Raw genomic sequence first — 14,903 nt, forward strand, 5'->3', positions numbered from 1 at the left:
GAACACAAGACGCTTTTTGTCTTATGCCGAGAGACCGAAACGACCCGAGAGTCTAGCGCTTGAAGCTGGATATCTTAGATGCTGAAGGTGGGATTTCCTGTTTGTTGCACTAACTCCTTTGATTGTTGCGCTAAGTGGCTCCTTTGTTGCACTAACTTCATCGTTTGTTGCGCTAAACGGCTCCTTTGTTGCGCTAACTGCCCTCTTTGTTATTTAGCAGAATATTCACGTCCTAAAAGCATTAACCACCCAGTAATTACCTATATTTTTCCCAGTATGACATACCGAAAGCGCAAATCCCTGTTTGTTGCGCTATCTCCTTTGATTATTGCGCTAAAGCCGATGTTTGTTGCGCTAACTGCCTTCATTGTTATTTAGCAGAATATTCACGTCCTAAAAGTACGAATTACTCTAATAAAACACCATCTTTATCTAACAAAAAAAAACCACACAACGAAAATCGTCATGTGGCTGTTTCTCATGCCAGTTATTAAGCTAAGAAATGCATACCCATTGGTAATTTAAATCCTAGGAACATAGTGATTAATAAGAATACTGCAAATAGAATCCAGAACATAGTTGTTGGTTTGCCTTTTGCTTTTCTCACTAAAACCATTTCCATCATACCGATAACTAAAATACCACCAATAAGTTTAAAGCCATAAAGCATACCCATATTAAAATGCATACCATCCGCGAATAATGCGCCACCAGTAATGATGATTAAAATATAGAATACTCGTAAAATCATATGCGTTACTTTTTGTCCTTTAGTACCACTTTGCATAGCAGCAGAAACTAGGAACAAGATAATTGCGATTACCCAAGTTGTAATGTGTAAATGGGTGCTAGCTAAAAAATCCATTAATTATCCCACCTTATATAGTTTTAATAATCATTAATATCCTATCACGAGGTGGAAAACTATACAAATATAACAGACCGATGGAAAATCATCCATCGGTCTGTAGTATTATCTATAAAATGCTAAAAAGCTTATTCGAAGCGGTTTACTAGAGTTCCAATACCCTCTATTGAAACTTTTACTACATCACCAGATGCTAAGTATGTTGGTGGGTTCATACCTTTACCAACGCCAGCTGGAGTACCCGTTAAAATCACGTCACCAGGCTCTAAAGTTACTAATCTAGAAATCTCAGAAATGATTTCTTCAATCGTGAAGATCATATCTTTTGTTGAACCATTTTGACGAATTTCATCATTCACTTTTGTAACGATAGATAAAGAATGTGGATTTGGAATTTCATCTTTTGTTACTAAGTATGGCCCCATTGGACAAGCGCCATCTAGGCTCTTTCCTAAGAAGAATTGCTTATGTTTTGCTTGTAAATCACGTGCAGTAATGTCATTGGCAATTGTATAACCAAATACATAATCATACGCTAGTTTTGTAGGGATGTTCTTACCCTTTTTACCAATAACAACTGCTAATTCACCTTCATAATCAAGTGCTGAAGTGACGTCTGCATGTGCAGAGATTGTTTGCCCATCTGCAGCAATTGAAGTTGGTGCTTTTGTAAAGATCATTAAATTTTCTGGAGCAGATTCAGCGCCCATTTCTTTGGCGTGATCTTGATAGTTTTTACCAACACAAATAATATTTTTCGTTGTACGTGGAATTGGTGCTAACCACTCAATATCCGTAAATGCATATTTAAATTGCTCTGGGTTTTCTGAATTCTGTGCAGCTTCTACAAGTTTACGAGATTGTTCTACAAATTCGAAACCAGCTGTCATCCCCTCTACAATTGTTGTAGCGAAAGAAGGTAGTACTTGAAGAGCTTCTTGGATTGCTAAAACATCCCATACAGCTTCTTCTTTTTTTACTTTCGGACCAAAACTTACTACATCGTTATAACGAAATGATAAAATTTTCATGAATATTGGCACTCCTTCTTTTTTTTCAATGATACATTAATTATCGAGTAATTTCCTCTTTTTTCTGTAACATTTTTCCGTAAGTTAGTCGTTTCCACACTGCTTCAACCGGTCCTTGCTTAAATTTCAGGAACCAAAGCTCAGCAAATACTATCTGCAGAACAAAAATCCCGACAGCTAACCACGTAACGGTATCGACACCGATTTTACCATATAATCCTAATCCATAGTGATAGAAAATGAATGTTCCAATAATAGACTGCATTAAATATATTGTCATCGACATGCGTCCTGCCTTTGCAACAGGCGACAATATTTTTGTGAATTTAGGAATTTGACATAATAGGACGATTAGACCCGCATACCCTATCGCTAGTATTGGACCACCGAAAGAAACTTGTACATAATCAAGGAAATAATTTCGTTCTAAATTATATGGCAACATTTTAAGTGCAACTCCAACCGGTATAGTAATAACAGTTAAAGTAATCCAAAATACTCGTTTTTCCTTTGCACGTTCAACTAGTTGCCATTTTGATGCAGCAGCCCCTAATAACATATAAGGTAAAATCGTAAACAACGCCACAATCCACATACTCGGGGATGCCTGTACTTGTAAATCTGCTAGACGCTGCATGAAAGCCTCTGTCCACGAACCGGAACCGTATGCAGCGATTGCACTTTCGATAGCTGCTATATCAACAAACTCTGAATAATCAGTGGACTCTTCCACTAAGGACACTAATCCCATTAATACCACTAAAAAGCCATGGACAATTCCATATAATACGCCACCAATTGTTATTAACCAAACTGGTTTCAAACGTAACAGTATTAATAAAAAGAAACCACAAAATGCATACGTCATTAGAATGTCTCCCCACCAAATGAGAAAGGCATGTAACACACCAATGCCAAATAACACACCTAAACGCTTCGATCCAATCTTATAGAAGTTATCACCTAACTGGGTTGCTTTCGTAAATTGCATCGCTAAACCGTATCCAAATAACATTGAAAATAGTGGATAAAAGCTTCCTTGCACAAAAATATCTAGCCACTGATGATATTGTTTATCTAGTGGCGACTCGAACCAAGTTTTTAAATCAATATGTGGCGAAGGTGTACTAAATGCAAACATATTTACTAAAAAAATACCTAGCAAACTAAAACCCCGTATAATATCAAGCGTTTCAATCCTTTTTTGCATAGGTGTTGGTGTTAAATTCAAAAGCTTTTCCTCCTATAATTCAATTGAGCGCTGTGCGTCAAATGCATATATTAATTTTTCTGCAACGTTGATTTTTAAAGTCTCTTCTATCGCCTTTTTATATAGCGTCAACTGTACATCGTAACGTTCTTTCATTTCCTTTTGTAAGCCTTCATCTGTTTTCATCGTTTCTTTAATTCGGTCGGTTTTATAGTCCAGTAGAATCCAATTACCATCTGCGTCTTTAAATAGACAATCGACAATCCCTTGTACGATTTGGGAGTCACCGTCGTCATCAATAATACTAAAAGTAAATGGCGTTTCTCGATAAAGTTCCACTGCATTCATAAAGCGCTGACCCGCAGGTGTTGCAAAGAAGCCTACAATTTTAGGTGCATGCACAGCTGCTCCCTCTTCCTTCGTCAAAAGTTGACGGTCAACAAGTCCTTGCACAAACACATCAACCTCTTCAATTGAATGCAAGCCTGACTGCGGTATATGTTGCATTACCGTATGCATTGCTGTTCCAATTTCAGCTGCAGTTAACGAACGTTGTTGTAAAAAGCTAGGTCTTTTTGCCACTTGCTGTTGTTTTTTAGGCGCATTCCAAAAAAATTCAGGTTGCTCGGATTGTTCTAAAGTTTGCAGACGTTTTAGTTCACTAACAGATGTTTTAGAGCGTTTTGCTATCGCTCTATCGTACACATATGCTGTATCAAAACGCTTTTTGATAGTTGTTAATAAACCCTCATCAACAAGAGTAGATTTTTTCGTATCCTCAATAACCTCTTCCTCTATTTCCGCCACTTCTAATGGAGCTTTAAAATGTTCTGCACCTATCACTTGAACTTTCCATCTTGATAATTCGTTAGTAGCGAACTGAGTTTCATCATTTAGACATCGGTCATAGTCTGGGTGTCTAGCTAGAGCTGGACCAATCCAATCTAAATAGCTTTTTGCTAAAGCTCGAACATGATCAGGTAGCATTTCACCTGCAGGTAATAGTTTTGCATCTTCCCAAACAGCTTTTGTCTTATCCCAGTTTTTCACTGTACCAACTAGATAAAGATGTTCTTTTGCACGTGTCATCGCAACATAAAGAACACGCATCTCTTCTGCCTTTAACTCAAGCTTCTTTTTCTCCTGCATCGCAAGGAATGGCAAAGAGGTATATTGAATACGTTTCTCAGGATCAATCATTTTCACCGCCAAACCAAATTGTTGGTCGAATAAATACGGCAAATTAAAATCCATTTTGTTGAACTCTCGGCCTAATCCAGCTACAAAAACATAAGGGAACTCTAATCCTTTAGATGAATGTATTGTCATTAAACGTACAACATTTTCCGTTTCGCTAATAGCGCGTGCAGTTCCTAAATCATCTCCACGTAATCTCATACGATCTACGAATCTCAAAAATCTGAAAAGCCCTCGGAATGATGTTTTTTCATACGATAACGCACGATCATGAAGTGCACGTAAATTTGCTTGACGCTGTTTGCCGTTAGGCATTGCACCAACCATTTCATAATAATTCGTATCAATATATACTCGCCAAATTAAGTCTGCTAGGGAACCCCTACGAGCTAAATCACGCCAATCTTCAAAGTGCAGTAAGAAACGTTGTAACTTTTCAGCAGTACTAGATTTTAGACCCGTACCTTCGATGCGTACAAATTGTTTCAAAGCATCATAAAAGGGTGCTTTCGGGTCAGCTAAACGAATTTTCGCTAGCTCATTCTCCGTTAATCCAACAAATGGCGCTCTTAATACAGAAGCTAATGGAATATCTTGATATGGGTTATCAATAATTCTCAACGTATTTATCATTATCATTACTTCAAGGGCTTCAAAATATCCTTTAGACAACTCTGCATATAACGGAATCCCTGCTAGCTTAAACTCTTCTGCTAAATCACCTGACCAAGTCATCGAGCGCATTAAAATGACAATATCACGATATTCTAAAGGTCGTTCGGTGCCTTTTTTTGTATCATAAACCATTTGTCCAGAATCCATTAATTGCTTTATTTTCTCAATTATATAGCGTGCCTCTTGCTGAGATTTTTTTAATTCTTCTTCAGCTTGTAGTTCAGAACTGACACCCGCTTCACCATCATCAGTTTCTTTAGACTCTTCCTCTTCAGTTTGATCTGTATATAAAACTGTCAATTCAATAGGGGCATCTTTTTCATTATAAGGAGCTTGTGGTTTTAATGCTGCTGCTTCATCGTATTTGATTTCTCCGACTTCTTCGCCCATTATCTGTGAGAAAATATAGTTTGTACCGTGCAATACTTCTTGACGACTTCGGAAGTTTGCATTTAAGTCAATTTTCATACCTGTATTTGTTGGTTCTTCTTCAAACGCCAAATATTTGTTTAAAAACAGTGTCGGCTCTGCCAATCTGAATCGGTAAATAGATTGTTTCACATCACCAACCATAAACATATTGCCATCTGCTTCCCCACCACTTTTCACTAGCTGTAAAATGGTTTCTTGAAGCCTATTAGTATCTTGATATTCATCAACAAGTACTTCATTGAACTTTTCTCTATAGCTAAGTGCTACAGCTGATGGAACAAGTTCTCCGTCTTTTTCATCCGTTAGAATTTGCAGAGCAAAATGCTCTAAGTCAGAGAAATCTACAAGACCTTTTTCATTTTTTGCAGCTGCATATTTTTCACTGAAACTTGCAGCAATTTTCACTAGTGTTAAAAGTATTGGCTTCATTAAACGAATCTCTTCTAGCAATCGTTCTGGTCTTCTTGTGAAATATTGTTTTTTAGCCGTATCAAATAATTCCTTTGCTTGCTTACGTTTGTTTTGAGCTAAAGCTTTTAATTCTAAATCACAATCCATCTTCTTCGTAGAAATTCTAGCCCAGCTAACTGCATTAAAATATTCATATGCCTCTTCCCATGAACGTTCGTGTAGAAATGCACGTGCTTCAGTTAATAAAATAAAATCCTTCTCAGCTGTTTCACCATAAGCTGACGGGCCGTTTGGTTCTAGGCTTAACTCTCGCATATCTTTAATAAGCGCGTAGGCAGCTTCAATAGCATGACTAACCGAACGCTTAATTATTTTACTAATTGGCAACTCATCAATTGATGTAATACCTTCAAGGTCATATTGATCTGGTAGTGATTCTAGCCATTTCATCGGCTCTGGATTAACACGTGACATTTCGTATAATTTTTCAATTAATGTCTCAATTGCTTGGTCATCACGGTCAGATGTAAAACTATCAACTAATCGATATACATCGTCAACTTGGTCACTGTTATAAGCTTCTTCTAGTACTTCTGCTAACGTATCATCTTTTAAAAGTGCTGCTTCAGTATCATTTGCAATACGGAAGCCTGGATCAATGTCTAATAGATAAGCATATTGTCGAACAATATTTAAACAAAATGAGTGTAATGTAGAAATTTGTGCTTTATTTAATAAACTTAATTGTCTTCTAAGATGTTTTGATTCTGGCTGATTGGTAATCGCTTTTTCAAGTGCTTCTGCCATACGATGACGCATTTCAGCTGCAGACGCATTGGTAAATGTTACGACTAACAACTCATCAACATCTATTGGATTATCCGATGAGATAACCTTTTCAATCATACGATTGATCAATACGGCTGTTTTCCCTGAGCCCGCTGCTGCCGAAACTAAAGTATCTTGTCCAGTAGTCCAAATTGCTTTCCACTGCTCATCAGTCCAAGTTGCTGTCGCCGGCTTCAAAGGAATTTCCTTCATCTGCTTTAGTCTCCTTTCGAATTTGCTCAATAACATCTTCTTTTTTACCGATTGGTTGTAAGTATCGATAATGTTGATTGGCATCTGTTGTATCAAACTGACATACGCTCTTAAATGAACAATACTCGCAAGCTGTACGTGTTTTCATACGGTATGGACTTATATCGGTATGACCTGCTAAAATGCCCTCACCAGCCTGTTGATGCTTGTGTCGTACAAAATTTCGGAGATGCCCCATATCCTGTGTCGAGATAACAGAAGACATTTTCGGTGAAACGGTACCATCCTTCTTACCTACATAAACTGGTACTACTTGTGAATGGCCCCCTTCTTCAAGTGCCTCATCCATATCAATCAAGGTCTCTCGATCATCTAATAAAAGACCCTTCATCTTAAATTCTTTTAATCGCTCCATCTCCGCTTGTTGGCCATCCAAATTATCATGTGGCTTTAACATTGGATTGTGGACATGTATATATAACACACCACCAGCTTCTGAATGCAACGGTAACCAGGCTTCCGAATTCTCAACAGCAACATCTAAATAAGTTAACATTTGTAAAGATAGACCATAATACACATCATTTAAATCTAGCTTTTTCGCAGAAGATTTATAATCTACAACGCGAATATATGGTTTATCATTGATTGTAGTTGCATCTACTCGGTCAATTCGACCGCGCATTTGCATTTTCTTACCTCCATCTAATTTGATCATTAATGGTGGTAAGGGTTCCCCCGGTCCAAATGCAGCTTCTAAAGCAATCGGTTTGAAGTTTGATACACGTGCATGTTGACTTAAAGAAAGCATCGTTCTTTGTACGATCAATGTCAGTTTTCGTTGAATGTAACGATAACGAGATGTACTCATTAGTATTTGGTGATACAACAGTGGAGAAATCTTATCTACTGCTCGTTTTGCTAAATCAGCACATTGCTCATGCGTCAACTGACCCCATTTTAGATTCTTCTCATGAGTTTCCTCTGAAATCCATTTTAGCGCTGCATGGAATAAGTCTCCGATTGTCGGTGTTTCAAGTCGATATTCCGGACGCTCCTCAAGACGTAAACCATAAGTTGAAAAATGCGAAAATGGACAACCATAGAACTTCTCAATACGTGAAACACTTGAGGTAAGAGTTGAACCATACAATGCATCAGTAATATCAGGTGTAAGTTGTTCTGCTTTATTCAGCACTTTTAATGGGCGCATTAAACGCTCTAGAATATCCGACCAATAAGGATCCTCTTCATAATACGCCTGTAAAGCACGCCATTCGGGTGTCAGCTCTTTTCCATGCTCTACTTGTCTAAGTTGCATCATTAAATAAGCTAAAGACGTATTAGGGTGGTTAATATAAGGGAGATTCGAGAGCTCTGATAAAGCCTCTGTTGGATCTATTAACGCTCTTGTAAATGGTGCATTGGGAATAAGTTGCTGTAACTTCTTCACATATAGAGATGGTAATAATGCCTTACTTTCCTCATCCGCAATGGCATAACTAACAACGAGCTTTTCAGAAGCCATGGTTAAGGCTCTATAAGTAATGAATGATTCTTCTAACAATCTCGTTTTAGAAGTTGGTGCCAGCTCCATCCCAAGTTGCATAAACCATTCACGTTCTGCATCCGAAAGTAATCCTTCATGGTCCATTCTTTGCGGATATACACCTTCATTCATACCGATTACAAAAACTGCTTTCATATTCGTTAAACGAGACAAATCTGCTGTTGCAATGGTTACTTGATCTAATGACGGTGGGATACGTGAAAATTCTAATGTATCGAACCCTTCTTCTAACGTGTGCAGCGCTTCTTCTAGCGTCATTTCTTGTTCACCAAACATCATGACGAACTGATCAAGTACGTCTACCCATTGATTCCACGCTTGTTCATGTTCACTTGCAGCTAACAGTTGGCCTTTGTCTATTTCTTTATCTTTTAAAGCTTGTAGTTTTTCATAAACTTCTAGATTTTCAATAAATTTAAACAGCGCTGTTGCGATGTCACGCCCCGTTTTACAGCTAGCTAATTGATTTTCTAACTCTTTTAAAGGTTCTCTTACTTTACTACGCGCTGCTTCAATTTCTTGTTGGAAGGCGCGCTCTTCATCTGTTTGATTTTTTGTTAAAAATTCCAGTCCACGATATTTTTTATATAGCCAACGATTCTCATCAAACCAGCGCTCACTATAGATCCCTTGTGATATAACAAAGTTTTCTAGACGGTCTGCGCGCTCCCGCCAAACTTGTAAATCTGCATCTACCGGGAAAAACAGATCCGTTTTAACTGCACGGAAAATAGGCTCGTACTTCCAATCAGATTGGATAGCCTCCAGAGCCGAGCGACTTAGTTCAATTAACGGATGATGAAGCATTGGTTTTTTTTGACTTACGAAAACAGGAATATCGTATTGAGGGAAAATTGTCGCAAACAGTGGATCATAAACATCTGCCTGGCGATACAAAATAGCCATTTCACGATAGCGAATTGCGTCATTTTGCATAAACTCTCTTATTTTCCTTGCAATCGCATGTACTTCTGCACGACGATTGACTGCTTCAATAACCTCAAAATCATCCGATGAGTTGCACGTTGCTTCTTCATGTGAACGTGAATCAAACTTTTCTTCGATACATTTCAAATCATTATTTTGAAAACGGAATGTTGTTTGACAATGTACTGTTGGCTCTACTTCAATACCTTCTTCAAATGCTAATTCTTTTAAGCGTACACTTGTCCGAGCGGATTGATAAAATAACGCTTGTTCATCGTCTGCATCAGCATCTGACTCCATAGGTAAAACAATCGTTACTCGACGCGCTACTTTTAATAATTCTTGCACTAGTTCAAATTCTCGTGTTGTGAATGCTGTAAATCCATCAATATAAATATCCGCAGATTGAATAATATCCGAATCCTTTAGCTGTGCTGTTAGCAAGGGAAAATAACCTTCACTATCAATATATGTAGTACCTAATCGCTCTTCTAAAGCTGACAATAGTAACTGAAGATCATGTGCCTTATCACGCAATGTTTGCGGCGCATTCATACCTTCAAAATCTGATAGAAGCAGTTCTAATGTTTTGCTATCTAAACTATAGCGATTAAATTCCTTTAACAAAGTTTCCATCTCATCTGTAAAACCTCGTTTTCCAGCTGCTTGACGGAACAATGAAAACTGTTCTTTATTATCCTCTAACAAACGTTTGATTAGCATTCGATAGCCAAAGCCATTAATCTCTTGTCGGCTAATGCCACCAGTTTCTTGCAAAACGCGCCATGCTAAACGCTTAAACGTCGTAACCTGCGCTCGAATAAGCCCTGATACACCATAGCGATGTGTTAAATCATATTCAGAAGAAAATGACATTTGGTCTGGAACAAGCAGGAATATTGGTGCTCCTATCGGCTGTTCCTTTATAATATCAACTATTTCATGATGAATAAGCGTCGATTTTCCAGATCCTGACCTTCCAGAAACGATACGCAGCGACATTCTAACTCCCCCTCTTTTAATCACGATAAAAATTCTAACCACTTTTACTTTTTATGTTCAAAAATATGTAGACCCTTACCGAAAGAACATTTGTTCCTATTTTATATTAAAAATAGAACAGTGGCAAATTACTTCACTTTTTATTCATTCGGGAAGCTTTTCTCATATCTTCTTCTACTTTTGCATTTAAGTGTCCTTCAACCATTTTTCCGCCCCACCACATAATTCCTATCAATATTATGATTATACCAGTACGAATAGGATCTGTTATCAAGGCTCTTAAATCTGAGCCAATCCAGCTAATAACGAATATCATAACAAGTTTTGAAGCCATTACTGTAAATAAGTAATGATGGCGCTTTAAATTAGATAAGCCTGCAACAATATTAACGAGCGCTGATGGTGTAAAAGGAAAACATAGTAATAGAAATAATGGAGTAAACCCTTTCATTTCAACCCAATGTATTAATCTTTTCACCGTAGCACGATTTGTCACGTAGTTCAATAATCGACTTTGCCCATATTTTCGTACGATCAAAAATACACAATAAGAACCTAACACAGCTCCGCTCCAAGAAAGTAGAAAACCAATCCAGAGTCCATATGCACTGGCATTTGCGACGACAAATGCGGCTAGTGGGAGAAATGGTAGGAAAGCTTCAACAAATGGTAGGAATATACCTAAAAGCGTGCCAAATAATCGATATTCTTTTGCTAATGCATGAAAATTTTCTAACGTTAACCAGTCAGGCATATGTTTCTCCCTCTCTAAAAAATAGCGTCTTGTCGGCATCCCAATTGAGAAATGAGCGCTACTTAAAAGTTACTGTTTATATTGTAAAATAAAGTGCAGGACAGTCATTTCATCTGCTGTATTCGTATATTGATGAATTTGATGTCCTTTAAATACGAGCGTTTCACCAACATTTAAGGTTTCACTCATATCACCAGTTTCGACAACTACTTGTCCTTTTATAGCCGTTATAGTTTCTTCTACACCATCAGTATGTGCATCACTCTTATGACTACATCCAGGATCCATTTCTACTTTAAAGAGTTCCCAACCCCGTTCAGGGTCATAAGGAATAATTGAATATACTCGATATTTTCCTTCGTTCTCAGTGACAAATGGCATTTCTGCACTATTTATTTTTAAAAATTGCTCCTTCGGTGGTTGTAATAACGTTGAAAATGAAATTCGTAAACCGGTAGCAATTTTCCACATCGTCGACACAGTTGGATTGGATTCTCCTTTTTCCATTTGTGCTAACTGACCTTTACTAACATCAGTTAATTTAGCCATATCATCTAAGCTAAGCAAGCGTTGATGACGGATTTTCTTCAATTGTTTCCCTAAATTACGGCTTATTTCTTCCATAAATTTCACCTCTTGTATATTTTATCATACAGTTGTATACTTTATTAAACATTTCAATGGAGGACCTACACATGAAAAAACTTGGCTTTTCAGCTGGTATGAAGGCAGGTTCTAGTATTGCGATCGGCTACTTTCCAATTGCACTGACATTTGGTTTGCTCGCAAAAACAACTGGTCTGTCAATGCTTGAAGCAACGGCTATGAGTATACTCGTTTATGCTGGGGCTTCACAGTATATAGCTTTAAATTTATTGACAACAGGGACAGATCCTTTACTGATTGTCCTTAATACTTTTGTCGTCAATATCCGTCACTTTTTAATGACGGCATCACTTAATGAAAAGATGCAATCCGAAAAAAAATGGAAAAAATCCATCTATGCTTTTTGGGTAACTGATGAATCTTTTTCTGTACTTGCAACACGAAAAGAAGAAAAGCTACCTACTTCATTTGGTGTCGGTGTAATGCTCATTGCATATGGGAGTTGGGTTGTTTTCACAGCAGTCGGTCATTTAATAGGTGCAAATTTACCAGCATTTTTGCAAGTAGCTATGGGGATTGCTCTATATGCTATGTTCGTCGGCCTGTTAGTTCCTTCTATGAAGGGTAATCGCAAAGTAGTTATGCTCGCTTTACTCGCTGCAGTTATTAATTGCTTTTTCTACTGGACACAAATTTTATCAACTGGCTGGGCATTATTAGTTGCTGCTCTGGTTTCTTCAATAACAGTTGAAATTGTTTACGCAAATCGTGCAAAACGTAAAGGGGGCTTTGTGTAATGGGTTCTTGGTACTGGTGGATGCTTATTGGTATGGCACTTGTGACTTATATTCCACGCGCAATTCCGTTAACTTTTTTAGAGGGCAAAGAATTACCCCCTATTATTTCAGGAGTTTTACAAAATATTCCTTACGCAATCTTAGGTGCAATGATCTTCCCAGCAATATTGCTGATTAAAGAAGGCGATATTTTATTCGGCTTAGTAGGAACTGTAACTGCTTTTGCCATCGCACTTGCAGGCGCTAATGTGATTATTGTTGTAATTGGTTCTATTGCTATTTTATCAATTTACAGTTTGTTTTTTTGATTTTTTTAAAATTATTTGACTTTTCTCCCAATGAAGTATATAGTAATATATAATTCTTACAACAATTACATAGTAATATCACTTTCTTATCCAGAGAGACTGAGGGACAGGCCCTATGAAGTCTCGGCAACAGATTCACGTATGAACACTGTGCCAATTCCTACAAGCATCATTTGCTTGAAAGATGAGAACGAGATGGTTCGTATATATTTGAGAGCCTATTGTTTTCTTTCTGGTAAAGGAGCAATAGGCTCTTTTCGTTCAATAAAGAAAGTTGATGATATCAATTGTCTGCTAAGAAACTCTCATTTGAGTATCGCCCATTTGCGAGATAATCTAATCATTCACTCTCATTCGAGTACAGTCATATCATTTGTTACTCATTTGTAACAACTATTGTTTCCGCTCTCATTCGAGCAATATTTTTATGAATACTACTCATTCGTAGGTCACATCCATTCAGGTCATTTCCTGGAAAAGCAAAAGCCCGATTGTCTCATTCGACGAATCGGGCTTTCTTTTGTATTTTTATTGTTCTTTATTGCGATTCATCATACGTGTGGCATACCAGAATCCAACTGTTAATGATAACGCATCAATAACATATAAAAAAGTTGTATGTGTAAAGCCAGCATAAACTGAAGCTGCAATAAGCGCTACAGATAACACTAAAGCTACATAATGACTAAATGTGATGCGTGTAAATAATACAACGAGTAATCCTGGAATGAACAGCGCTAAAATTACTTTAGTAACCATAGATTCTATTTTTTCTCCTTTATCTTACAACGAGTAGGCCGATTTTGTAATGATCATGTCGATGAATAACATGTTGTCGCAGACGAACTTCGCCTTCATGATTTAATACTTCAATACGACAATGTGCGGCATTTATTTGCAAAGCTTCATATAATTCTTCTTCTGTTTGCACTTCAATACCATTCACCTTACGGATACATTCCCCCACCTGTAATCCCATCGCCTGTGCAGGAGATCCTGGTAAAACAGCAGCTATGACCACCCCAGAATTGTTTGGCGTTACCGCATAGCCTGCATTTCGCTCAGTCCAAACATACGTAATAGAAATTAATATACGCCCACATACAGCGATACAAACAGCAATATAACCAAGAACAGTTACATTGTAAGCAATACCTGCTCCTATTAACACAATTAGAGCTAGTAAGATAATTGTTTTCCCCATTCGAGGATAAAAGTGAACGGGCAATGTTTTACGTGTGCGCTGCTGAAATCCAATCACAACTGGTACTAATATTATTGAAAACGTAGTATTGAACATCGTAAATCGTGGCCAATATGGAATATATTCTTGAATTAATCCACCAGGAATAACGAAGAAAATCGGCAATAACCACAATCGTTTCACTAAATATGTAGTTGCCTGCATACCTCGATCAGACTTTTCTAATCTTGGTGAAGCAAAATTCGATGCATGCTTATAAATAAGTATACCTTCTGCTAATAAGAGTAAACCGATAAATGCTGGTATCACTACATATAACCCTTCGTCTATCGATCCTCCAGAAAACGTCCACCCTAAAAAATCAAAAGACTTGTCATTCGTATATAAATACCAAATAACACCGAAAGCTATGGCTAAAGGATAAACCGCTGAAGCTGTATAATAATAAAAAGTTAAAATACATATGATACTTGCGCAACTGAATAACACTAAGTATTCAAATGGTACAACTAATCCAATTGCAATGCTTACTATCGATATGCCGAGTGCTAATAGCCATCCGTCTTTTAATAAGAAAAGCGTTTCTGTCCAGCCCCATCGAATCCTAGTGTTGAAGGATCTGCGTTCTGTAATTACGCGTCGATAGCCTAGTAAAACAGCAAAAATAATGGCAATGTATAGAATTGGATTTAAAAAGAAACGGCCAATGCCTTTAACCAGCTCAACTATTATATCTAAGTACATTTTCCGTATCACCTTCCGTAGTGTATCTAGTAGTTTGTCTATTTATTAATTGTATCAAACGACTGTTTGAAAACGTAGTAGTATTTGGATTAAATTTCAAAATTAGAGCCATTAGAGCATATTTTG

At 37.4% G+C, this 14,903-nt stretch carries 11 protein-coding genes and 1 riboswitch; of the genes, 2 read left to right on the top strand and 9 right to left on the bottom strand.

Going from position 1 to position 14,903, the window contains the following annotated elements; translation table 11 throughout:
• Nucleotides 1–490 precede the first annotated feature (490 nt).
• From AMD00_RS14605 to AMD00_RS14635, 7 genes are all read right to left on the bottom strand, one after another.
• A complete protein-coding gene (locus tag AMD00_RS14605) occupies nucleotides 491–865 on the bottom strand; it encodes a YisL family protein (RefSeq protein ID WP_053417737.1) in 375 nt (124 codons plus the stop codon).
• A 131-nt stretch (nucleotides 866–996) separates the two neighbouring features.
• A complete protein-coding gene (locus tag AMD00_RS14610; protein ID WP_053417738.1) occupies nucleotides 997–1,899 on the bottom strand; it encodes a fumarylacetoacetate hydrolase family protein in 903 nt (300 codons plus the stop codon).
• A gap of 40 nt (nucleotides 1,900–1,939) precedes the next feature.
• Nucleotides 1,940–3,130, bottom strand: coding sequence for a DUF418 domain-containing protein (locus AMD00_RS14615; RefSeq protein WP_245639527.1), 1,191 nt, complete (start codon nucleotides 3,128–3,130; stop codon nucleotides 1,940–1,942).
• Nucleotides 3,131–3,142: 12 nt separating this feature from the next.
• Nucleotides 3,143–6,865, bottom strand: coding sequence for a helicase-exonuclease AddAB subunit AddA (addA, locus tag AMD00_RS14620; protein WP_053417739.1), 3,723 nt, complete (start codon nucleotides 6,863–6,865; stop codon nucleotides 3,143–3,145).
• The gene (addB, locus tag AMD00_RS14625; RefSeq protein WP_053417740.1) at nucleotides 6,822–10,364 is read right to left on the bottom strand and encodes a helicase-exonuclease AddAB subunit AddB; all 3,543 of its coding nucleotides are present in this window, start codon (nucleotides 10,362–10,364) and stop codon (nucleotides 6,822–6,824) included. The genes addA and addB overlap by 44 nt, the downstream gene beginning before the upstream one ends.
• A 133-nt stretch (nucleotides 10,365–10,497) precedes the next feature.
• Nucleotides 10,498–11,118, bottom strand: coding sequence for a TVP38/TMEM64 family protein (locus AMD00_RS14630; protein ID WP_053417741.1), 621 nt, complete (start codon nucleotides 11,116–11,118; stop codon nucleotides 10,498–10,500).
• Between the two features lie 69 nt (nucleotides 11,119–11,187).
• On the bottom strand, nucleotides 11,188–11,742 hold the full coding sequence (locus AMD00_RS14635; protein ID WP_053417742.1) for a helix-turn-helix domain-containing protein: 555 nt from the start codon (nucleotides 11,740–11,742) through the stop codon (nucleotides 11,188–11,190).
• A gap of 71 nt (nucleotides 11,743–11,813) precedes the next feature.
• Here AMD00_RS14635 and AMD00_RS14640 point away from each other — a divergent pair, with 71 nt between their 5' ends.
• On the top strand, nucleotides 11,814–12,521 hold the full coding sequence (locus tag AMD00_RS14640; protein WP_083446238.1) for an AzlC family ABC transporter permease: 708 nt from the start codon (nucleotides 11,814–11,816) through the stop codon (nucleotides 12,519–12,521).
• Complete coding sequence (locus AMD00_RS14645; protein WP_053417744.1) at nucleotides 12,521–12,829, top strand: AzlD domain-containing protein; 309 nt, start codon at nucleotides 12,521–12,523, stop codon at nucleotides 12,827–12,829. The genes AMD00_RS14640 and AMD00_RS14645 overlap by 1 nt, the downstream gene beginning before the upstream one ends.
• Before the next feature lie 83 nt (nucleotides 12,830–12,912).
• Nucleotides 12,913–13,020: riboswitch (SAM riboswitch) on the top strand.
• 337 nt (nucleotides 13,021–13,357) lie between these two features.
• On the opposite strand, the gene AMD00_RS14650 is transcribed toward AMD00_RS14645, so the two are convergent.
• Both AMD00_RS14650 and AMD00_RS14655 read right to left on the bottom strand, forming a co-directional pair.
• Nucleotides 13,358–13,597: a CsbA family protein gene (locus AMD00_RS14650; RefSeq protein WP_053417745.1), complete on the bottom strand. Its 240-nt coding sequence runs from the start codon at nucleotides 13,595–13,597 to the stop codon at nucleotides 13,358–13,360.
• A gap of 10 nt (nucleotides 13,598–13,607) precedes the next feature.
• Nucleotides 13,608–14,777, bottom strand: a complete 1,170-nt coding sequence (locus tag AMD00_RS14655) for a PDZ domain-containing protein (protein ID WP_053417746.1) — start codon at nucleotides 14,775–14,777, stop codon at nucleotides 13,608–13,610.
• Nucleotides 14,778–14,903: the final 126 nt, after the last annotated feature.

It is taken from the genome of Viridibacillus arvi (assembly GCF_001274945.1).
In the GTDB taxonomy this organism is placed as follows: domain Bacteria; phylum Bacillota; class Bacilli; order Bacillales_A; family Planococcaceae; genus Viridibacillus; species Viridibacillus arvi.